At 58.5% G+C, this 19,972-nt stretch carries 16 protein-coding genes; 7 read left to right on the forward strand and 9 right to left on the reverse strand.

The features are described from left to right. The first annotated feature begins 56 nt into the window (after positions 1-56). Positions 57-293 carry a YobH family protein gene (locus HFD97_RS17700; RefSeq protein WP_009089809.1) on the forward strand — a complete coding sequence of 79 codons (237 nt, stop codon included), beginning with the start codon at positions 57-59 and terminating at the stop codon, positions 291-293. 30 nt (positions 294-323) lie between these two features. Here HFD97_RS17700 and kdgR read toward each other — a convergent pair whose 3' ends face one another. Next, positions 324-1,115, reverse strand: coding sequence for a DNA-binding transcriptional regulator KdgR (gene kdgR, locus HFD97_RS17705; RefSeq protein WP_009089808.1), 792 nt, complete (start codon positions 1,113-1,115; stop codon positions 324-326). A 183-nt stretch (positions 1,116-1,298) separates the two neighbouring features. Between kdgR and HFD97_RS17710 the strand changes: the two genes are divergently transcribed. Continuing rightward, positions 1,299-2,669, forward strand: a complete 1,371-nt coding sequence (locus HFD97_RS17710; protein ID WP_167430754.1) for an MFS transporter — start codon at positions 1,299-1,301, stop codon at positions 2,667-2,669. A 53-nt stretch (positions 2,670-2,722) separates the two neighbouring features. Here HFD97_RS17710 and htpX read toward each other — a convergent pair whose 3' ends face one another. The 4 genes from htpX to HFD97_RS17730 form a co-directional block, all read right to left on the reverse strand. Further along, on the reverse strand, positions 2,723-3,607 hold the full coding sequence (gene htpX, locus HFD97_RS17715) for a protease HtpX (RefSeq protein WP_009089804.1): 885 nt from the start codon (positions 3,605-3,607) through the stop codon (positions 2,723-2,725). A gap of 244 nt (positions 3,608-3,851) precedes the next feature. Next, on the reverse strand, positions 3,852-5,891 hold the full coding sequence (gene prc, locus HFD97_RS17720) for a carboxy terminal-processing peptidase (RefSeq protein ID WP_009089803.1): 2,040 nt from the start codon (positions 5,889-5,891) through the stop codon (positions 3,852-3,854). Between the two features lie 19 nt (positions 5,892-5,910). Then, positions 5,911-6,612: an RNA chaperone ProQ gene (proQ, locus tag HFD97_RS17725; protein WP_009089801.1), complete on the reverse strand. Its 702-nt coding sequence runs from the start codon at positions 6,610-6,612 to the stop codon at positions 5,911-5,913. Positions 6,613-6,708: 96 nt separating this feature from the next. Continuing rightward, positions 6,709-7,209 carry a GAF domain-containing protein gene (locus tag HFD97_RS17730; protein WP_009089799.1) on the reverse strand — a complete coding sequence of 167 codons (501 nt, stop codon included), beginning with the start codon at positions 7,207-7,209 and terminating at the stop codon, positions 6,709-6,711. Positions 7,210-7,423: 214 nt separating this feature from the next. Between HFD97_RS17730 and yebS the strand changes: the two genes are divergently transcribed. The 3 genes from yebS to rsmF all read left to right on the forward strand — a co-directional run bounded on the left by yebS (position 7,424) and on the right by rsmF (position 13,006). After that, positions 7,424-8,668, forward strand: a complete 1,245-nt coding sequence (yebS, locus tag HFD97_RS17735) for a membrane integrity lipid transport subunit YebS (protein ID WP_009089797.1) — start codon at positions 7,424-7,426, stop codon at positions 8,666-8,668. Then, positions 8,637-11,270 (forward strand): PqiB family protein, encoded by a 2,634-nt coding sequence (locus HFD97_RS17740; RefSeq protein ID WP_009089795.1) that lies wholly within the window; start codon positions 8,637-8,639, stop codon positions 11,268-11,270. The genes yebS and HFD97_RS17740 overlap by 32 nt, the downstream gene beginning before the upstream one ends. 302 nt (positions 11,271-11,572) lie before the next feature. Beyond that, positions 11,573-13,006, forward strand: coding sequence for a 16S rRNA (cytosine(1407)-C(5))-methyltransferase RsmF (gene rsmF, locus HFD97_RS17745; RefSeq protein ID WP_167430753.1), 1,434 nt, complete (start codon positions 11,573-11,575; stop codon positions 13,004-13,006). Between the two features lie 2 nt (positions 13,007-13,008). Here the strand turns inward: rsmF and HFD97_RS17750 are convergent, their stop codons facing one another. From HFD97_RS17750 to HFD97_RS17765, 4 genes are all read right to left on the reverse strand, one after another. Continuing rightward, entirely contained in the window at positions 13,009-13,656 is a 648-nt protein-coding gene (locus HFD97_RS17750) for a metallophosphoesterase (protein WP_167430752.1), read from the reverse strand. A gap of 110 nt (positions 13,657-13,766) precedes the next feature. Then, positions 13,767-13,979, reverse strand: coding sequence for a DUF1272 domain-containing protein (locus tag HFD97_RS17755; RefSeq protein ID WP_167430751.1), 213 nt, complete (start codon positions 13,977-13,979; stop codon positions 13,767-13,769). Between the two features lie 126 nt (positions 13,980-14,105). Next, positions 14,106-15,455: an MFS transporter gene (locus HFD97_RS17760; RefSeq protein WP_167430750.1), complete on the reverse strand. Its 1,350-nt coding sequence runs from the start codon at positions 15,453-15,455 to the stop codon at positions 14,106-14,108. A gap of 134 nt (positions 15,456-15,589) precedes the next feature. After that, positions 15,590-17,620 (reverse strand): choline transporter, encoded by a 2,031-nt coding sequence (locus HFD97_RS17765; protein WP_009089785.1) that lies wholly within the window; start codon positions 17,618-17,620, stop codon positions 15,590-15,592. A 261-nt stretch (positions 17,621-17,881) separates the two neighbouring features. Between HFD97_RS17765 and betI the strand changes: the two genes are divergently transcribed. After that, on the forward strand, positions 17,882-18,475 hold the full coding sequence (gene betI / locus HFD97_RS17770; protein WP_167430749.1) for a transcriptional regulator BetI: 594 nt from the start codon (positions 17,882-17,884) through the stop codon (positions 18,473-18,475). Positions 18,476-18,489: 14 nt separating this feature from the next. Then, positions 18,490-19,962, forward strand: a complete 1,473-nt coding sequence (gene betB / locus HFD97_RS17775) for a betaine-aldehyde dehydrogenase (protein ID WP_167430748.1) — start codon at positions 18,490-18,492, stop codon at positions 19,960-19,962. Positions 19,963-19,972: the final 10 nt, after the last annotated feature.

Here is a 19,972-nt window from a genome sequence, read left to right on the forward strand (position 1 = left end):
CATTCTGACCGGCAGCACCAGGTGGAGCGCTGAGTTACCTTTCACAAGGAGATACAATGAAACTGTTTATTCGCATGGTAGGCTTGCTGGCGGTGATCTGGCTGGCGATGCTCTTTACCGGTTATGGCGTGTTAACCGGCAGCACTAAGAATGCAGCAGGACTGGGCCTGCAGTGCAGCTATCTTACCGCACGCGGTGTGATTAACGCCCAGTATCTGCACACGGACAGCGGCGTAGTCGGCGTAACCGATTGTCCGCTGCTGAAAAAAAGCGGAGAAGTGATCGATAACTGATGAAAACGCGGGCCGCATGGCCCGCGCTGTTCAGAAAGGATAGGCGTGAAAGCCCATTTCCGAGGAAATGGTACGCGCCGCCCGCTGCAGCATCTCCACATAATCCTGACGCGCCTCTTCTGAAAAACGGATCGTGGGAAAAGAGAGGCTGAGGCCGGCAATTACCACCCCGAAGCGATCAAAAACCGGCACCGCGAGGCAGCGTAACCCCTCCTCCTGCTCTTCATTATCTTCGCCATAACCCTGCGCCTTCACCTCGTCCAGCGCCGCCAGCAGGGCGTCCGCGCTCGTCAGCGTATTCGGCGTGCTGCGTCTGAACTCTACCTGGCGCAGAATCTCTTCCGTTTCCTCCCGGTCGCGCCAGGCGAGCAGCACCTTGCCAATCGCGGTGGAATAGAGTGGATTGCGGCGACCAATGCGCGAATACATGCGCAGGTTATAGAGCGAGTCGATTTTATGAATGTAGACAATGCTCTCCTCTTCCAGCGCGCCCAGATGCACGGTCTCACGGGTCAGACGCGACAGCTCCCGCATCTGCAGATCCGCGCTGCGGATCAAATCGACATTCTGAAGCGCTTTCGCCCCCAGCTCGAACAGTTTGAGCGTCAGGGAGTACTTTTCGCTCTCACCTTCCTGGGTAACATAGCCCAGCGTTTTCATGGTTTGCAGAAAACGGTAGACCGTGCTTTTTGACATCATCACGCGCTGCGCCAGCTCAGTGATGCTGTGGTCGCGCTCTTCACCCAGCGCCTGCAAAATGCCAAACACTTTCAGCACGGAGGAGACGGAATCGGGCTGTTTGCCATTTTCAGCAGAGGACATCGCGCACCTTGTTCAATCAGTTACAAAAATAAGACAGAACGCCAGTATAGAGTGACGCAGCGGAAAGCGGCAATGGTTTCACCCTGGTGTCGCCGGTCACGCGATCTTTTTCACCTCCGGACGCTGCAATTTCGCGTCAACTTCATTAGCATGATGATATTCACCCTCTTTAGTAATTAACCTATGACACTCTCTCCTCCTCAGGATGGTTTACCCGGCGCTCAGCGCTATATGGCGATTATCACCATCGCGCTCGGACTCACGATGGCGGTATTAGATGGCGCGATCGCCAACGTGGCGCTGCCCACCATCTCACGCGAACTGAACGCCAGCCCGGCGCAGTCCATCTGGATAGTGAACGCCTATCAGATTGCGATTATCGTCTCGCTGCTGTCGCTCTCCTTCCTCGGTGACATGCTGGGCTATCGTCGCGTGTATCAGACAGGTCTGGCGCTGTTTATTGTGACGTCGGTCTTCTGCGCCTTCTCCACCTCACTCACCATGCTGACCTGCGCCCGCGTTCTGCAGGGGCTGGGCGGCGCGGCGCTGATGAGCGTCAATACCGCCCTGATACGCATTATCTATCCGCAGCGCTATCTGGGGCGCGGTATGGCCATCAACTCGCTGGTGGTGGCGGTTTCGACGGCGGCGGGCCCGACGGTGGCGGCCGCCATTCTGTCGGTGGCGAGCTGGAAATGGCTGTTTCTGATTAACGTCCCGCTGGGTGCCGTGGCACTCTGGCTGGCGCTGCGGACGCTGCCCGATAATCCGCAGAAAGCCACTACGCAGAAATTTGATGTGCCCAGCGCCATCATGAACGCCCTGTTCTTTGGGCTGATCATCTCCGCATTGAGCGGTTTTGCGCAGGGTCAGAGTCACCTGCTGGTGCTGTCAGAAGTGATCGGACTGCTGGTTATCGGGTGGTTCTTCATCCGTCGCCAGCTCGCGATGACGGTGCCGCTGTTACCGGTTGACCTGCTGCGTATCCCGATTTTCAGCCTGTCGATGGGGACGTCGGTCTGTTCGTTCTGCGCGCAGATGCTCGCCATGGTGTCGCTGCCCTTCTTTCTGCAAAACGTCCTGCAGCGTGATGAGGTGGCCACTGGTTTACTCCTGACGCCCTGGCCGCTGGCCACCATGGTGTTTGCGCCGATTGCCGGTCGGCTGATTGGCCGGGTGCACGCCGGGCTGCTGGGGGGCATCGGTCTGGCGATGTTCGCGCTGGGGCTGTTTCTGCTTGCCTGGCTGCCGGCCAATCCCGGCGATGTCGATATCATCTGGCGCATGATGCTGTGCGGTGCCGGTTTCGGGCTGTTTCAGTCGCCCAACAACCATACCATTGTCACCTCAGCGCCCCGTCATCGCAGCGGCGGTGCCAGCGGCATGCTGGGTACTGCGCGTCTGCTGGGTCAGAGTGCGGGTGCCGCGCTGGTCGCGCTGATGTTTAATCTGTTTGATGAGCAAGGCACGCACGCCTCGCTGCTGCTGGCGGGCAGTTTTGCCGCGGTGGCGGCGCTGGTCAGCGTGTCACGCATGACGCAGAATCGCGCCTGAGGGCCGAAAAAGAAAAGGCGACCCGGGGGTCGCCTTTTTTATGCCGCTCAGGGCTATTTCAGATACTGGCCGCTGCGCAGGGCTTCAATACGTTTGTCCAGCGGGGGATGCGACATAAACAGCTCGCTGAACGACTTGCCTTTGCCGTTGATGCAGAACGCCATCATGCTGCTCGGCTCCTGCGGTTCGTAGCTGGTTTTCAGACGCTGCAGCGCCGCAATCATCTTCTCACGGCCGACCAGCTTCGCTGAACCGGCATCGGCGTGGAACTCGCGGTGACGGGAGAACCACATGGTGATGATGCTGGCAAGAATACCGAATACCAGCTCCAGCACCATCGACACCGCAAAATAGACCAGCGGGTTGCCGTTGCTGCTCTCTTCGCCATCATCACGGTTGCCGGACATGAAGCCCGCCGCGATCTGCGCCAGAATACGGGACACGAAAATCACGAAGGTGTTCACCACACCCTGAATCAGGGTCATGGTGATCATGTCGCCGTTCGCGATATGCGACACTTCGTGCGCCAGGACCGCTTCAGCCTCATCGCGGCTCATGTTCTGCAGCAGACCGGTTGAAACCGCCACCAGCGAGGCGTTACGACGTGCACCCGTGGCAAAGGCGTTGATGTCAGGCGCGTGATAGATCGCGACCTGTGGCATCGCAATGCCCGCCTGTTGAGCCTGACGGCCAATCGTCTCCATCAGCCAGCGCTCCGTTTCATTGCGCGGCTGTTCAATCACTTCACCACCCACCGATCGCAGTGCCATCCACTTCGACATCAGCAGTGAAACAAACGCACCGCCGAAGCCAAACAGGCCTGCCATGATCATCAGGCCCTGGACACTGCTTGACTGGATCCCTGTCAGGCTGAGAATCAGCCCGAATACCAACATCACAGCCAGGTTGGTCATCAGGAAAAGAGCAATACGCATCATAATCGTTAATCTTCCTCAGTAGTTCACGCGCCTATACGCGGATAGATATCCTATGTGCATTGGGCCGCTTTTCAAGCGACCTTAACGTTTAAGTGCCTAAAAAGACATAACTTTACATTTTGTCACGCCTGCTGCGCCGACCGTCACGCTGGCACGATTACAGCGGCTAATGATTACGGCGGAATGTCCCTCCCGCAGGCAAAAAAAAGCACCGCCTGGCGGTGCTTTTTCTCATAGCCGCGGGTTATTTCGCCGCGGGCGCTTCCGGCTGGGATTTCTCCAGCTGCGCCAGATCGTTCGCAATCTTCACCGTCTCATCGAGGTAAGGATCGGGCTCTTTATAATCTTTCGGCAGCTCGTCCAGGTTTTTCAGCGGTTTTTTGCCTTCGGCCTGATAACGCGCGTTGATACGCTCCAGACGTAACGCATCATCTTCGTGATTCTCTTTCTCGCGCTGAGCGAGGTTGAGCGACACAATGTTGCGTTTATCTTTCAGGGCATTGAAACGCGCAATGTCCTTCATGATGTACTGGAACTCACGATCCTGAGCAATACGTTCAGCGTGCTGCTTCGTCAGCTGCGCCACCAGCGGTTTGACGTCGCCGGTTTTGACGTAGGTCGCCGCTTTGATGCTGTCCCACGGCAGTGCGTTATCTTCGAACTTCTCACCGGTTTCAGCCGCTTCCACCCCGGTTGGCATCAGCAGATCGGGCGTGACGCCTTTACGCTGGGTACTGCCACCGTTAATCCGGTAGAACTTCTGAATGGTATAGGAAACGGAGCCTAACGCCGGCCACTCCGGACGCAGCATCTGATCGTAAATGCGGTTCAGAGAGCGATACTGCTGCACAGTGCCCTTCCCGAAGGTCGGCTCGCCGACGATCACTGCACGTCCGTAATCCTGCATCGCCGCAGCGAAGATCTCAGAGGCGGAGGCACTGAAGCGGTCAACCAGCACCACCAGCGGTCCTTTGTAATAGACCACGCCGTCGTTGTCGCTGTCTTCACGCACCCGACCATTGTTGTCGCGCACCTGAACAACCGGACCACTCGGAATAAACAGACCGGAGAGCGATACCGCTTCGGTCAGCGCACCGCCGCCGTTGGTCCGCAGATCGATCACGACGCTGTCAACGTTCTGCTTCTGCAGCTTCTGCAGCTGAACCTTCACGTCATCGGTGAGACCGACGTAGAAACCGGGAATGTCGAGCACGCCCACTTTCTGTTTACCGACATTCTTGATGCTCATTTTGACGGCGCGATCTTCCAGACGGATTTTCTCACGCGTCAGCGTCACGGTGCGGGTTTTGGTGCCCTTACCGGCTGGCAGGATCTCAAGGCGCACTTTGCTGCCTTTCGGTCCTTTGATTTTCGCCACCACGTCATCCAGACGCCAGCCAATCACATCTTCCATCGGCTTGCCGGGCTGACCGACGCCGACGATGCGATCCCCCACCGTGATGGATTTACTTTTCGCGGCCGGTCCACCCGCAACCATCGAGTTGATGACGGTGTAGTCGTCATCCATCTGCAGCACGGCACCGATCCCTTCCAGAGACAGGCTCATCTCGGTGTTGAACTGTTCGGTGTTACGTGGCGACAGGTAGCTGGTGTGCGGATCGATTTCCCGGGCAAAGGCGTTCATCACCAGCTGGAAAACATCCTCACCGTTGCTCTGGGCGAGACGGCGAATCGCGAAGTTATAACGCTTGGTCAGAACGTCGCGAATCTCCTGGTCGGTTTTACCCGCCAGCTTCAGGCTCAGCTGGTCATATTTGACTTTGGCATCCCACAGAGCATTCAGCTCGGCTTCATCTTTCGGCCAGGGAGCCTTGCCGCGGTCAATGTCGATGGTGTCATTGCCGCTGAAGTTCATCGGACGCGCCAGCACCGTCAGCGCATACTGATAGCGCTCAAAACGGCGTTTCTGCGCCAGATTATAGAGATCGTAAAAGAGATCCAGCTTGCCACTGCGCAGCTCATCGCCGACGGTGGTTTTTTTGCTGGCAAACTGCGCCACATCCGACGCCAGCAGCACGTTGTGGCTGTAGTCGAGCATGTTCAGATAGCGATCGAAAATCTTCGCTGAAAAGTTCTGATCCAGGTCGAACTGGCGGTAGTGGGAACGGGTGAAGCGTGAGGTGACGCGCTCACTGACCGTCGGGTCCTGCGGGTCTTCGTGAAGCTGGGGGATCTGATCGGCGCGGGTGATATTCTCCGCGCCGAACGTTGGGCCTGCTAACAGCAGGCCCGCAATAAGTCCAACTTTGAAAAGGGTGTTCATGCCGGGGTTAGCCTCCGTTTCAGAACTGCAAGTGTTCTGCGCGCACAATCATTGCCATGCCGGAAGCGAGCTGGACCCGAACGCCGTCTTTCGATACTTCAAGAACGGTAGCGTCCATCGCACTTTTGCCTGCTTTAACTTTAATACTCTGGCCGGGTTGCAAAGTTGAGGTATCAGTGATGGGTCGGGCTTCCTGCTCCGGACGTGGGGCTGGTTTGCGATGCTGTGAGGCGGTCGCACGCGGTGCAGCAGTCTGCGGACGCGGTTTGCGTGCGGCGTCGCCCTCGGCAGGCTTACGTGCAGCAGGCTTGCGCGCGCGACGCGGTGCCGCGCCCTCTTCGCTTTCACCCGCTTCACGACGGGCGGCACGCTGCTGATCGCGCTGTGCCTGCACACGCGCTTTCGCTTCTTCAAGCTGCTTACGCGCATGCTCGACATGCTGCTCATCCAGCACGCCACAGGCGTTACCGTCGAGATCGACACGAATAGCACCGGCTTTGATGCCGTAGAGATAACGCCAGCTCGACGTATAAAGACGCAGCGCGGAACGCAGCTGTGTTTTGCTCAGGCTCATTTCGCCCTGAACACGCTCGACCAGATCCTGAAAGATACCGATTTTGAGCGGACGCGCTTCACCTTCAGCGCTAAAGCAGTGCGGAAAGCGCTCCGCCAGAAAAGTGATGACTTCTTTACTGCTATTCAACTTAGGTTGATTTTCCATGAAATTTCCTGATTACAACGGGTTTGCCGACCAGCGCAGGCATGAACAGGCGACATTATAATGACAACATCGCTAAATGCCATGTGATCCAGTCGATTAGCTGCGCGTCAGCTGCAGATATTTTTCTAAATCGCTGTTCGCAAGCACTTCACAAAGCCCATCAGTCAGTGTGACCAGCCCTGATTCGTCATCGCTGTCAAAACGATTGTAATCCACGCTGTCGATGTCCAGCACCCCAACCACAGTGCCATTCACTTTCAGAGGAATCACAATCTCAGCGTTGCTGGCAGCGTCGCAGGCGATGTGGCCCGGGAAGGCATGCACATCATCCACGCGTTGCACTTTCTCTTCTGCCAGCGCCGTGCCACACACACCTTTACCGACCGGAATGCGCACACAGGCGATTTTGCCCTGGAACGGGCCCAGCACCAGCGTATCGGCTTCCGTCAGCAGGTAGAAACCTGCCCAGTTCACGCCATCGAGACGTTCATACAGCAGCGCGCTAAAGTTTCCCATCGCGGCGAGAAACGCCGTTTCGCCCGCCAGCAGGGCTCGCATATCGCGATTTAGATCGGCGTAAAAGGCAGTTTTGTTCATTATTCAACCGTTACCAATGACATCTGAACGGGTTTATTGAGACCGTTCGTTAAAAATAAGTTTTAATTATCCAGAGCGACAAGGTGAATCATAGCGTTAGTTACTATAACCTTAGCATTCTGTGGATCGAAGCGTGATGCCCGAGACAGGCACACAGACAATGTCTTAATGACCGATATCTGTTACTTCTGACGAGCGAAAATTGCACCACCCTATGAAAATTCACGCTATCAGCCAGACATTGCCTCACGCACGTTATCAGCGTTGCCCGCAATGCGATACCCTTTTTTCCTTACCGGATGTGAAATCGCATCAGGCGGCCTACTGTCCGCGCTGCAACGCCCGGATAGTCAGCGGTCACGACTGGTCGATGACACGTCTGATGGCCATGGCCGCCACCATGATGGTGCTGATGCCGTTCGCGTTTTCCCTGCCGCTGGTGGATATCCGTCTGCTGGGGATGCGCATCAATGCCAGCGTGCTGGAGGGCGTGATTCAGATGACGCAGCAGGGGGATGTCCTGACGGCGTCTATGGTGGCCTTCTGCACCCTGGGCGCGCCGATCACCCTGGTGGCCGGCATCTGCTATCTCGGTATCGGTCACCGGCTGGGCATGAACCTGCGGCCCGTGCTGCTGATGCTGGAGAAGCTGAAAGAGTGGGTGATGCTCGATATCTACCTGATCGGCATTGCCGTGGCGTCGATTAAGGTGCAGGACTATGCTTCGCTGGAGATTGGGTATGGGCTGGCGGCTTACATCGCCCTGACGGTGCTGAGCGTGCTGACGCTGATCCATCTCAACATGGAGCAGCTGTGGGAGCATTTCTACCCGCAGCAGCCCGGCAATATGGCGCGTGACGAGATGCAGGTCTGTCTGAACTGTCACCATACCGGCCTGCCGGACGAACGGGGGCGCTGCCCGCGCTGTCACACACCGCTGGACTTCCGTCGCCGCCACAGCCTGCAAAAATCCTGGGCGGCGCTGATTGCCTCGATTGTGCTGCTGATCCCGGCGAACCTGCTGCCAATTTCCGTGGTGTACCTCAACGGATCACGGCGTGAAGACACTATCTTCTCGGGCATTCTGTCGCTGGGTGAAGGCAATGTGCCGGTCGCCGCGATTGTGTTTATCGCCAGTATTCTGGTGCCCTTTACCAAAGTGCTGGTGATGCTGACCCTGCTGCTCAGCATCCATTTCCGCTGTGAACAGGGGCTGCGCACCCGCATCCGGTTACTGCGGTTTGTCACCTGGGTTGGCCGCTGGTCAATGCTGGATCTGTTTGTCATTTCGTTAACCATGTCGCTGGTCAATCGCGATCAGCTGCTGGCTTTTACCATGGGACCGGCGGCGCTCTTTTTTGGCGCCGCCGTTATCCTGACCATTATGTCTGTTGAGTGGCTGGACAGCCGCCTGCTCTGGGATGCACATGCAACAGGAAACGCCGACTACACCGACTAACGCCACGCTGCGCAATAAGCGTAAAGTTTCGCCCTTCTGGCTGCTGCCGATTATTGCGATGCTGATCGCCTGCTGGCTGCTCTGGACCAACTACCAGGAGCGCGGCACCACCATCACCATCAATTTCCAGACGGCGGATGGGATTGTGCCGGGCCGTACCCCGATCCGTTATCAGGGTGTGGAAGTGGGCACCGTGCAGGGCATTAATCTCAGCGACGACTATCGCCGCATTCAGATCAAAGCCAGTATCAAGAGCGATATGCGCGACGCGCTGCGCGAAGACACCCAGTTCTGGCTGGTGACGCCGAAAGCCTCACTGGCTGGCGTGTCGGGACTGGATGCGCTGGTCGGCGGTAACTATATCGGGATGATGCCCGGCAAAGGGAAACCCAGCGAGGCCTTTACCGCGCTCGATACCCAGCCCAAATATCGGGTGAACACCGGCGAACTGCTGATCCATCTGCATGCCCCCGATCTCGGCTCGCTTAACACCGGTTCGCTGGTCTACTACCGCAAGATTCCGGTTGGCCGGGTCTATGACTACAACATCAACAGCAAATCCGACGGGGTGGCGATTGATGTGCTGATTGACCGTCGCTTCACCCATTTGGTGAAAACCAACAGTCGCTTCTGGAACGTCTCCGGCGTCAATGCTGATGTCAGCCTGAGCGGTGCCAAAGTGCAGCTGGAGAGCCTGGCGGCGCTGGTGAATGGCGCGATTGCCTTTGACTCCCCGGAAAATGCCGGAGAGGCCAAAGCGGAGCAGAACTACCGGCTCTACCCTGACCTGGCGCACAGTCAGCGCGGCGTGCTGATTACCCTGGATCTGCCCAACGGCAATAACCTTAAAGCGGGCAGCACGCCGCTGATCTATCAGGGACTGGAGGTCGGCACGCTGACTAAGCTCAACCTGCAGGATGGCGGCAAGGTGACCGGCGAGCTGACGATTGATCCGTCGGTGGTCGGTCTGATGCGCAGCGGCACCCGCATTGAGATGCACAGCCCGAAAATCAGCCTGACCGATACCAGCCTCAGTGCGCTGCTGACCGGTAACACGCTGGAACTGGTTCCCGGCGAAGGTGAGCCGCAGCAGCACTACACCGTGCTGGCGTCAAATGAGACGCTGCTGCAGAAACCCAACGTGCTGACGGTCAGGCTGAGTGCGCCGGAGAGCTACGGTATCGATCAGGGGCAGCCGCTGATGCTGCACGGCATGCAGATTGGTCAGGTGATGTCGCGCTCTCTGGATGAGAATGGCGTCAATTTCGTGGTCGCGGTGAATCCTGAGAATCGCAGCCTGGTGCACGGGGACAGCAAATTTATCGTCAACAGCCGGCTCGATGTGAAATTTGGTCTCGACGGAATGCAGGTGTTAGGTGCCAGCGCCCGTGAATGGGTCGATGGCGGCATACGGCTGGAACCGGGCAGGAAAGGCGAGCCGAAAACCGCCTATCCGCTGTTTGCCGATGCGGAAAAAGCGGAAGAAGGCATTACCGGTGATGGCCCCTCCACCACCCTGACGCTGACCGCAAACAGTCTGCCTGACGTGCAGGCGGGTTCGGTGGTGCTGTACCGCAAGTTTCAGGTCGGTGAGATTGTGAAAGTCACGCCGCGCGCTGACGCCTTTGATATTGCGGTGCACATCCAGCCGGAGTATCGCAAGCTGCTGACCAGCGAAAGCGTCTTCTGGGCCGAGGGCGGCGCCCGCGTCAGTCTTAACGGCAGCGGCCTGACAGTTCAGGCATCGCCGCTAAACCGGGCGCTGAAAGGTGCAATCAGCTTCGACAACATGACCGGTGCGAAGTCGGCCAAAGGGGTCAAGCGTGTGCTCTACCCGTCTGAAACCGCCGCCCGCGCGGTGGGCAGTCAGATTACCCTGCACACCTATGACGCCAGCAAGCTTTCAGCCGGGATGCCGATTCGTTACCTGGGCATCAATGTCGGCCAGGTGGAGTCGCTTTCGCTCAGTAAAGATAACAATCAGGTCGTCGCCAAAGCGGTGCTCTATCCCGAATATGTGGATGATTTTGCCCGCCTCGGCAGCCGTTTCTCGGTGGTCTCTCCAGAGATTTCCGCAACGGGGGTGAATCATCTGGAAACGCTATTGCAGCCTTACGTTAACGTGGACCCGGGCAAAGGCGGTGCCGTGCGCACCTTTGAGCTGCAGGAGAGCACCATTACCGATTCGCGCTACCTGAATGGCCTGAATATTTACGTTGATGCCACCGAAGCCGGTTCGCTGTCGCTGGGCACCCCGGTGCTGTTCCGCGGCGTGGAAGTGGGCACCGTGACCGGCACATCGCTGGGCAATATGGCGGATCGCGTGCAGATTGCTCTGCGTATCAGCAAGAAGTATCAGCATCTGGTGCGGAATAACTCGGTGTTCTGGCTGGCGTCCGGCTACAACCTCGACTTCGGTCTGATTGGCGGCGTGGTGAAAACCGGCACCTTCCAGCAGTTTATTCGCGGCGGCATCCAGTTTGCCACCCCGCCAACGGTGCCGCTGGCGCCGCAGGCGACGCCGGATAAACACTTCCTGCTGCAGGATGAAGCGCCGAAGGATTGGCGCAACTGGGGAACGGCAATTCCGTCTCCGCGCTAATTCAGGCTATGCGGGCAGTCTGTGCTGCCCGCATAGCTGCTTTGTACCGCAGGCTCAGGGAGCAAACGCCCTCCGCAAAGACGCAAAAACCGCCATCCCTGGCGGGCTCAGCGCGGACCATCCCTGGCCCGCTATGCTTTACTCCGGGCGTATGCTCCCATCGCTTCATCTTTCCGCGGGCTGTATGCCTGAGCAATCTCATCTGCGCAAAACCGCGCCAGACTTATTCCTCCTGAGACGGGCAGCCTGGCTGCCCGTTTCCTTTCTGCATGGTACACTGCCGCCTTTGCCTTAACTGGAATGTGCCCGTGTCAGATGCTGCTTCGCTTTTCCCCGCCGATTTTCTCTCTTTAATGCGCCAGAGCCTGCCCGATGAGGCCAGCTTCGCGCAGTTCCTCGCCATCAGTCAGCAGCCGCTGCGCCGCACGCTGCGGGTGAATACCCTGAAGATCAGCGTGGCTGACTTCCTGCGTCTCACCGCTGACTATGAGTGGCAGCTTACGCCGGTGCCGTGGTGCGAAGAGGGATTCTGGATCAGCCGGGAAGATGAGAGCCTGCCGCTGGGCAGCGTCGCGGAACACCTCAGCGGCCTGTTCTATATTCAGGAAGCCAGCTCCATGCTGCCGGTCACCGCCCTGTTCGACGCGCAGACCGCGGTCAGCGCCGTGATGGATATGGCGGCGGCACCAGGTTCAAAAACCACCCAGATTGCGGCCCGGATGGGCAATCAGGGGATCATTCTGGCCAATGAGTTCTCCTCCAGCCGGGTGAAAGTCCTGCACGCCAACATTACCCGCTGCGGCGTCACCAACAGTGCGCTGACACATTTCGACGCCCGGGTATTCGGTCCTGCGCTGCCGGAACAGTTTGACGCCATCCTGCTTGACGCCCCCTGCTCAGGCGAAGGGGTGATGCGGAAAGATCCCGATGCCCTGAGAAACTGGTCGCTGGCCAGTACAGAAGAGATTGCCGCCACCCAGCGCGACCTGCTCGACAGCGCCTTCCATGCCCTTAAACCGGGCGGCACGCTGGTCTACTCGACCTGCACCCTGAATCAGATTGAGAATCAGCAGGTCATCGCCTGGCTGCTGCAGCGTTACCCCGACGCCGTGGAGATCCTGCCGCTCAACGAACTGTTTGCGGGGGCGGAGCAGGCCGCGACGCCAGAGGGTTATCTGCACGTTTTCCCGCAGATGTTCGACAGCGAAGGCTTTTTTGTGGCCCGGTTGCGCAAAACCGCGTCGGTCGATCCGCTGCCTGCGCCGGGCTATAAAGTCGGCAAGCTGCCCTTCTCGCACGTCAGCCGCAAGCTGGAGAGCGACATCATTCAGGCCGCCGCCGCCGTCTCACTCCGCTGGGACGATTCGCTGGTGCTGTGGCAGCGTGATAAAGAGATCTGGCTGTTCCCGGCGGCCGTCACCCCGCTGCTGGGCAGAGTGCGTTTCTCAAGAATTGGCCTGAAGCTGGCTGAAACCTTCGCGAAAGGCTATCGCTGGCAGCATGAGGCGGTCATCGCGCTGGCGCAACCGGATGCGAAGCACGCCTTCGAACTGACGGCAGCCGAGGCAGAAGAGTGGTATCGCGGGCGGGATATCTATCCGGAAAGCGACCCCGCCGGTAATGAGATGATTGTCACGTATCAGCAGCAGCCGCTGGGACTGGCAAAGAAAGTCGGCAGCCGTATCAAGAACAGCTACCCCCGCGAGCTGGTGCGGGACGGGCGTCTGTTCCGCTGAAATTACTGTAGCTGAACCATCGTCAGATGATGGCCAAACACCGCACCGGTGTCGATATAGTGCAGGTTGGCCACCGTCAGCGGCTCCTTCAGCGGCGTATGACCAAAATAAAAGGCATCTGCCCCGCGGATGCCGCTTTCTGCGCCGGCCTGAAGCGCCTCCAGCCGCTGACGGCTCCAGACCACCTGCTCCCAGTCCAGCGGTTTCTCCAGGGCGTACTCCGCGGCGGGGTAATCCGCATGGGCAATCACCACGGTGCGCGCCCCCAACTGTAAATGCACGATCAGCGGCAGATCGCGACAGCGCAGCAACGCGTGACGCGCCGAAATGATGGCACTGCCGCGCAGCCGCCAGAACCAGCCGCCGCCGTTCATCTGCCAGCGCTGCTTTTCGTGACCCTGTAACGCCGACAGGGCCATCTCCTCATGGTTGCCCTTCACGCTGCGAAACCAGGGCTGCTTCAGCAGCGCCAGGCACCCCAGGCTGTCGGGCCCGCGATCGATGAGGTCACCCACGGCAATCAGCAGGTCCTGCTGCGGATCAAACTGATGCTGCTGTAACCGCGCATCCAGTTCAGCGCGACAGCCGTGCAGATCGCCCACGACCCAGATATGTCGCCACGCTGACCCCTCGAGAAACTGGTAAGACATCGATCCTCCGCCTGCGTCGCTTAAGCCTCTGCACAGTATAGCCAGATCCTCCTCTGCACCGACACAAGCAACGGCAGCGCAGTGGGAAAGCGGGCAGGCCCCGTGGCAGATCAGGGGCGCGTTTTCGCCGGATACGCCTCCAGCTTCTCCGCCGGACGCACCGGGCGGCGCACCATCTCTCCGCCGCAGTTGGGGCAACGGTGCTGCAGGTGTTCGGCACACTCCGCGCAGAAGGTGCATTCAAATGAGCAGATCCGTGCCGCCAGGGAAGATGGCGGCAGGTCACAGTCACAGCGTTCACAGCGGGGGCGAAGTTCAAGCATGGCGGCACTCCTGTCAGGATGATGCGTCAGCTTCGCGCGTGGCGTCACGGCTGTCGAGTCAGCGGAGAGACAAAGCGGGGTCAGATCGGGACATTCTGCCTCAAGGGTGCAGACCGTGGCCCGGCGCTAGGGCTGCGTCTTATCCGTGGCGCGGTCGTCCGGCTCTTTCCCGGCTTCTGGCTGCTCTTCAGATTCATCGCTCTCCTCTTCCGGCTCCTGACCGCCCATTGACGCCTGAATAACCTCCTCTTCCAGCGTCGGGTTCAGGGCCGCACCCAGCGGTGAGGTTGCCAGGCTATCAGGCATTACCACATGCGGCAGCGGCACTTCGGTTGTCGGCAGCGGACGTGGCGTTCGCACATAGCTCAGCCCGCCCGTCACCAGCGCGCAGACGGCGAAGAAGAGATAGAGCATATTGCTGCCCAGCGGCTGCATCAGCGCCCCTACCACCAGCGGCCCGATGCTGGCACCAATCCCAAACGCCATCAGCAGACAGGCGGTTAACGACACCCGTCGCTCGGGGGCAACCTGATCGTTCGCCAGCGCAACCTGCAGCGGATAGAGCGCGAACTGCATCATACTGGCCACAAAGGCGATGCCTATCATCCAGTGGAAGGTAAGATGCGGCAGCATAATCAGCGGCACGCAGGAGACGGCAAACAGCAGCGCGATGATAAATAACAGCCGCTGACGGTCGTAGCGGTCGGAAAGCCAGCTCAGCGGGAACTGTGAAACCAGACCGGCAAAAATCGTCAGGCTCATAAAGTAGCCGGTCTGACTGGTGGTGAAGCCTTTGCTGCTGCCGTAAACCGGCGCCAGCCCGTAAAACGCCCCGATCACCATGCCGGTTACCAGCGTGGTGCCGAGCAGTTTGGGAATGGTGCGGATAAAGTAGCCCAGCTCCATCGGCGCGGGGGTCATGGGCCTGACGTGGGTACGGGTAGTCAGCGCAATCGGCACCAGACAGAGCGCGAAGCAGAGCGCCACGATCAGCAGCGTACTCACGCCAAAGCCACTCTGCAGGCTCAGCACCACCTGACCGCCGCTCAGCCCCAGATAGGCCGCGACCATATACAAGCCAAAGATCATGCCGCGCTGAGAGGATTCCGCCTGGTCGTTGAGCCAGCTCTCCAGCACCATGTACTGGCACATCATGCAGAGCCCGATGATCAGACGCAGAAACACCCATAGCGGAATAAAGTCGGTCAGCCCGTGGCCAATCACCGAGGCGGTAATGATCCCGGCACAGGCGACATAGGCGCGGATATGGCCGACGCGGGCGATCAGGTTGTGCCCGACTTTGCCTCCAATCACCAGACCAATATAGTTTGCCGCGATGATGGCACCGATAAGCGCCCCGTTCACCTGCTCGCTCGCCAGCCGGAGTGAAACATAGGTGGTCAGCAGACCGGAGCCCAGCAGCATCAGCAGCGTGGTGGTGTAGAGCGGCAGAAACGTACTGAATATTTTTCCCATATGACTCCCTGTCTACACCTTCAGGCATCAGGCCAGTTAAGCCCTAAAGATAGTCGATATCCGCGTCCGGCGCGGCATTGCCTGCCGCTGACGGCAAAAAAAAGCCCGCCCGCAGTGTGCGGACGGGCCTGGCGTCAGGCGCTCGGGAAACTGATATTGCTGCCCGGTGCCTCACGGTTGAGATGGATAAAGTTCAGATGCCGCTCGTACTGATCCAGAATGTCGATGATCACCTGCTCTTTGCTGTAGTCCATCAGGTCGTTACCCTGGCTGCCCTCCATCAGGAAGGTTTCCAGCCGGTAGTAAGTCGATTTACCGCTGCGGGCGCGATAGGTAAAGCCCGGAATCGAGTACTGCTGCGGCCAGACCTGATAGATGAAGTCCTGCTCCTCGCCCAGATGCACGCGCAGATCCAGATAGCCGATCGGGTTGGCCGCATCCGGCGCGACGCTCTCCAGCGACACCCGGCCACCCCGCAGCTCCAGCTCTTTCGCAACCTCTTCCATCGCCGGATAGATGGTTTTTTCCATCATCTGCTGGGTATAACGCGACCCCGGATAGTTCATCAGCCGCGACAGGCGCTTTTTCCAGGTGCGGCGATCCGTAGCGTGGGCCAGATAGGGCGCGGTGTCACGCGTGGCGCTGGCGCGACGGTGATCTTCAATCTTCAGCGATTTATAGAGCCCCGCCATCACAAAGAAGATCACAAAGCTGAACGGCAGACCCATGATCACGGTGGTGTTCTGCAGGGCCGAGATGCCGTTCGCCATCAGCATACTCAGGGTCAGGACCCCGATCGCTACCGACCAGAAGATACGCAGCCAGTTGGGCGCATCGCTGTTGATGTCTTTGAGACGTGAGGTGAAGTTCCCCAGCACCAGCGAACCGGAGTCCGCAGAGGTGACGTAGAAGAGCATACCGGTGATCGTCGCGACAGAAGCGCTGAGTTTAAAGGCCGGATACTGCGCCAGCAGGCTGTAGAAGCCACGCTCCGCATGATTCATCACCTCCTGAGCGAAGCCCGCATTGCCATGAATAATCTGATAGAGCGCGGCGTTACCAAACACCGACAGCCACAGCAGCGTAAAGGTGAAGGGAATGATCAGGGTGCCGAGCACGAACTCGCGGATGGTACGACCGCGTGAAATACGCGCCAGGAAGAGGCCGACAAAAGGCGACCAGGCCACCCACCATGCCCAGAAGAAGAGCGTCCAGCTGTTCATCCATTGCGTCGGACGATCAAAGGCAAAGGTGTTGAGCGTCATGCCCATAAAGCGGTTGATGTAGTCCCCCACGTTCAGCACCAGCGCATTCAGCAGAAATTCGGTGTTGCCGAAGAAGAGCACGAAGAGGATCAGCCCCAGCGCCATCACCACGTTGAGCTCGGAGAGGATACGGATACCTTTATCCACGCCGGATGTCACCGAAATGGTGGCGATCACCACCGAGAGGATGATCAGCGCGGTCTGCGCGGTCAGTCCTTCCGGGATATCAAACAGCACCTTCAGGCCATAGTTAAGCTGCACCACCCCGATGCCGAGCGTGGTCGCAATTCCGAAGATGGTGCCCACCACGGCGGCGATATCGACGGTGTGACCAATCGGGCCATTGATGCGTTTGCCGAAGATGGGATAGAGCGCGGAACGGATGGTCAGCGGCAGATTATAGCGATAGCTGAAGTAGCCCAGCGCAATCCCCATCAGCGCATACATTGACCAGCCGGTCAGGCCATAGTGAAACAGCGTCCAGACCATCGCCTGACGGGCTGCCTCCAGCGTCTGCCCCGCCCCTTCCGGCGGCTGCATATATTGCGTCACCGGTTCAGCCACCGAGAAGAACATCAGGTCGATCCCGATCCCGGCGGCAAACAGCATGGCGGACCAGCTGAGGATGCTGAATTCGGGTTTAGCGTGCTCCGGCCCGAGCTTAATAGAGCCAAAGCGTGAGCAGGCCATATAGAGCACAAAGACGATGTAGAGCGTGGCAGCCAGCATGTAGTACCAGCCGAAGGTGGCGGAGACCCAGTTAACCGCCTTGAGGATCCAGCTCGCGGCCAGTTCACTGTAGAGAATCGTCACAAGTGAAAACGTCAGAATCAATCCGGCAGAGGTATAAAATACAACGGGATTGAGTCTGTCTTTTTCACCGGCAGGTGGATTATTCATCGATTACCTCTGGTTAATATCCTGAAAATACGCAATGGATAACATTTGCCGCTCACGGGGTTTTCAGGCCGTGCGGCCTCCTATCGTTCTGTCACTTCCTTTTTAAGCGTAACGGCTGACAGTGAGCTTAGCACTCATTGCCGTTTCGCTTACGCTACATTTAAAGAACACTACAGTAACAAAATTTCTTTTTATATTGAACGTGCAATCAAAAAAAGTTTAAATAGGGGTTCAATTTGAGGGCGGAGCCGGAGCGGAGCTATGCCAAAAGTAGGGATGCAGCCGATACGACGTCGGCAACTGATTGATGCGACCCTGAGTACGATTAACGAAGTCGGAATCAATGATGCCACTATCGCCCAGATCGCCCGGCGGGCGGGGGTTTCTACCGGCATCATCAGTCACTACTTCAAAGATAAGAACGGCCTGCTGGAAGCCACGATGCGTGATGTAACGCGGCAGCTGCGCGGAGCGGTTCTGACGCGGTTACGGCCGCTGGCCGATGCCCCGGCTGAACAGCGACTGTGTGCCATCGTTGACGGGAATTTTGATGAAACCCAGGTGCACAGCGCCGCGATGAAAGCCTGGCTCGACTTCTGGTCAAGCAGCATGCATCAGCCCCAGCTCAACCGCCTGGAGCGGGTCAGCAGCCGGCGGCTCTACTCCACCCTGGCGGTGGAGTTCCGGCGTCAGCTGCCGCTGGAAAAAGCGCGTCTTGCCGCGCATGGCCTGGCCGCCCTGATAGATGGTCTGTGGCTGCGCGCAGCGCTGAGCGGTAAGCCTTTTGACCCGGTCATCGCCCGCACACTGACTACCCAGTTCATCCGTCAGCAACTGGCTGGCGAGCACGAATAACGGAAGGAGAAAACATGTCCCGATTCAACGAGCAGAAACTCTACATCGATGGCGCTTATGTGGCCGCAGAGTCTGGCGAAACGTTCCAGACGATCAATCCGGTCAACGGCGACGTACTGGCAGAGGTTCATGCCGCCGGCCAGGAAGATGTCGATCGCGCCGTTGCTGCCGCCAGAAAAGGCCAGAAGGTCTGGGCCGCGATGACCGCGATGGAGCGTTCGCGCATTCTGCGCCGCGCCGTCGATATTCTGCGTCAGCGTAACGATGAGCTGGCAGAGCTGGAGATGCTCGACACCGGTAAACCTTACAGCGAAACCTCCGCTGTCGATATCGTCACCGGTGCAGACGTACTGGAATATTACGCCGGGCTGATTCCCGCCATCGAAGGCCAGCAGATCCCTCTGCGCGACACCTCTTTTGTCTACACCCGCCGCGAACCACTGGGCGTGGTGGCCGGGATTGGCGCCTGGAACTACCCGATTCAGATCGCCCTGTGGAAATCCGCGCCTGCACTGGCCGCGGGTAACGCGATGATTTTCAAACCGAGTGAAGTGACCCCGCTCACCGCCCTGAAACTGGCGGAAATCTACAGCGAAGCGGGCCTGCCGGATGGGGTCTTCAACGTGCTGCCAGGCCTCGGCGCGGTCACCGGTCAGCTGCTGACCGAACATCCGGGTATCGACAAAGTCTCCTTCACCGGTGGCGTCGTCAGCGGCAAAAAGGTGATGGCCAATGCCGCAGGATCAACCCTGAAAGAGGTCACCATGGAGCTGGGCGGTAAATCTCCGCTGATCGTCTTTGATGATGCCGACCTCGATCTGGCCGCCGACATCGCCATGATGGCGAATTTCTACAGCTCCGGTCAGGTCTGCACCAACGGCACCCGCGTCTTTGTTCCCGCGTCGCTGAAAGCAGCTTTCGAGGAAAAAATCAGCGAGCGTGTTGCCCGCATCAGGGCTGGCGATCTGCGCGACCCGGCCACCAATTTTGGTCCGCTGGTCAGCTTCACTCATCGCGACAACGTGATGCGTTATATCGAATCGGGCATCGCTGAAGGCGCACGTGTGCTGTGCGGCGGCAAACGCCTGACCGGCGGCGACTTCGATCAGGGGGCCTGGGTGGCACCCACTGTCTTCACCGACTGCCGTGATGAGATGAAGATTGTGCGTGAAGAGATCTTCGGACCGGTGATGTCGATCCTGAGCTATGACAGCGAAGAGGAAGTGATCCGCCGCGCCAATGACACCGAATATGGCCTGGCTGCCGGAGTGGTGACGCAGGATCTCAACCGTGCGCACCGCGTCATCCACCAGATTGAAGCCGGCATCTGCTGGATCAATACGTGGGGTGAATCGGCCGCAGAGATGCCGGTAGGAGGCTACAAGCATTCCGGTATTGGCCGTGAGAATGGCCTGATGACCTTACAGAGTTACACCCAGGTGAAGTCAGTGCAGGTTGAGCTGACGCGTTTTCAGTCAGTCTTTTAATCACCCTTAA

It is taken from the genome of Pantoea sp. EKM103V, from assembly GCF_011800365.1.
GTDB classification, from domain to species: Bacteria; Pseudomonadota; Gammaproteobacteria; order Enterobacterales; family Enterobacteriaceae; genus Pantoea; species Pantoea anthophila.

What these genes read in the sequence shown, in the direction of transcription:
- HFD97_RS17700 (WP_009089809.1), top strand. Translation starts at nt 57, where the DNA reads ATGAAACTGTTTATTCGCATGGTAGGCTTGCTGGCGGTGATCTGGCTG.
- kdgR (WP_009089808.1), bottom strand. Translation starts at nt 1,115, where the DNA reads ATGTCCTCTGCTGAAAATGGCAAACAGCCCGATTCCGTCTCCTCCGTG.
- HFD97_RS17710 (WP_167430754.1), top strand. Translation starts at nt 1,299, where the DNA reads ATGACACTCTCTCCTCCTCAGGATGGTTTACCCGGCGCTCAGCGCTAT.
- htpX (WP_009089804.1), bottom strand. Translation starts at nt 3,607, where the DNA reads ATGATGCGTATTGCTCTTTTCCTGATGACCAACCTGGCTGTGATGTTG.
- prc (WP_009089803.1), bottom strand. Translation starts at nt 5,891, where the DNA reads ATGAACACCCTTTTCAAAGTTGGACTTATTGCGGGCCTGCTGTTAGCA.
- proQ (WP_009089801.1), bottom strand. Translation starts at nt 6,612, where the DNA reads ATGGAAAATCAACCTAAGTTGAATAGCAGTAAAGAAGTCATCACTTTT.
- HFD97_RS17730 (WP_009089799.1), bottom strand. Translation starts at nt 7,209, where the DNA reads ATGAACAAAACTGCCTTTTACGCCGATCTAAATCGCGATATGCGAGCC.
- yebS (WP_009089797.1), top strand. Translation starts at nt 7,424, where the DNA reads ATGAAAATTCACGCTATCAGCCAGACATTGCCTCACGCACGTTATCAG.
- HFD97_RS17740 (WP_009089795.1), top strand. Translation starts at nt 8,637, where the DNA reads ATGCAACAGGAAACGCCGACTACACCGACTAACGCCACGCTGCGCAAT.
- HFD97_RS17750 (WP_167430752.1), bottom strand. Translation starts at nt 13,656, where the DNA reads ATGTCTTACCAGTTTCTCGAGGGGTCAGCGTGGCGACATATCTGGGTC.
- HFD97_RS17755 (WP_167430751.1), bottom strand. Translation starts at nt 13,979, where the DNA reads ATGCTTGAACTTCGCCCCCGCTGTGAACGCTGTGACTGTGACCTGCCG.
- HFD97_RS17760 (WP_167430750.1), bottom strand. Translation starts at nt 15,455, where the DNA reads ATGGGAAAAATATTCAGTACGTTTCTGCCGCTCTACACCACCACGCTG.
- HFD97_RS17765 (WP_009089785.1), bottom strand. Translation starts at nt 17,620, where the DNA reads ATGAATAATCCACCTGCCGGTGAAAAAGACAGACTCAATCCCGTTGTA.
- betI (WP_167430749.1), top strand. Translation starts at nt 17,882, where the DNA reads ATGCCAAAAGTAGGGATGCAGCCGATACGACGTCGGCAACTGATTGAT.
- betB (WP_167430748.1), top strand. Translation starts at nt 18,490, where the DNA reads ATGTCCCGATTCAACGAGCAGAAACTCTACATCGATGGCGCTTATGTG.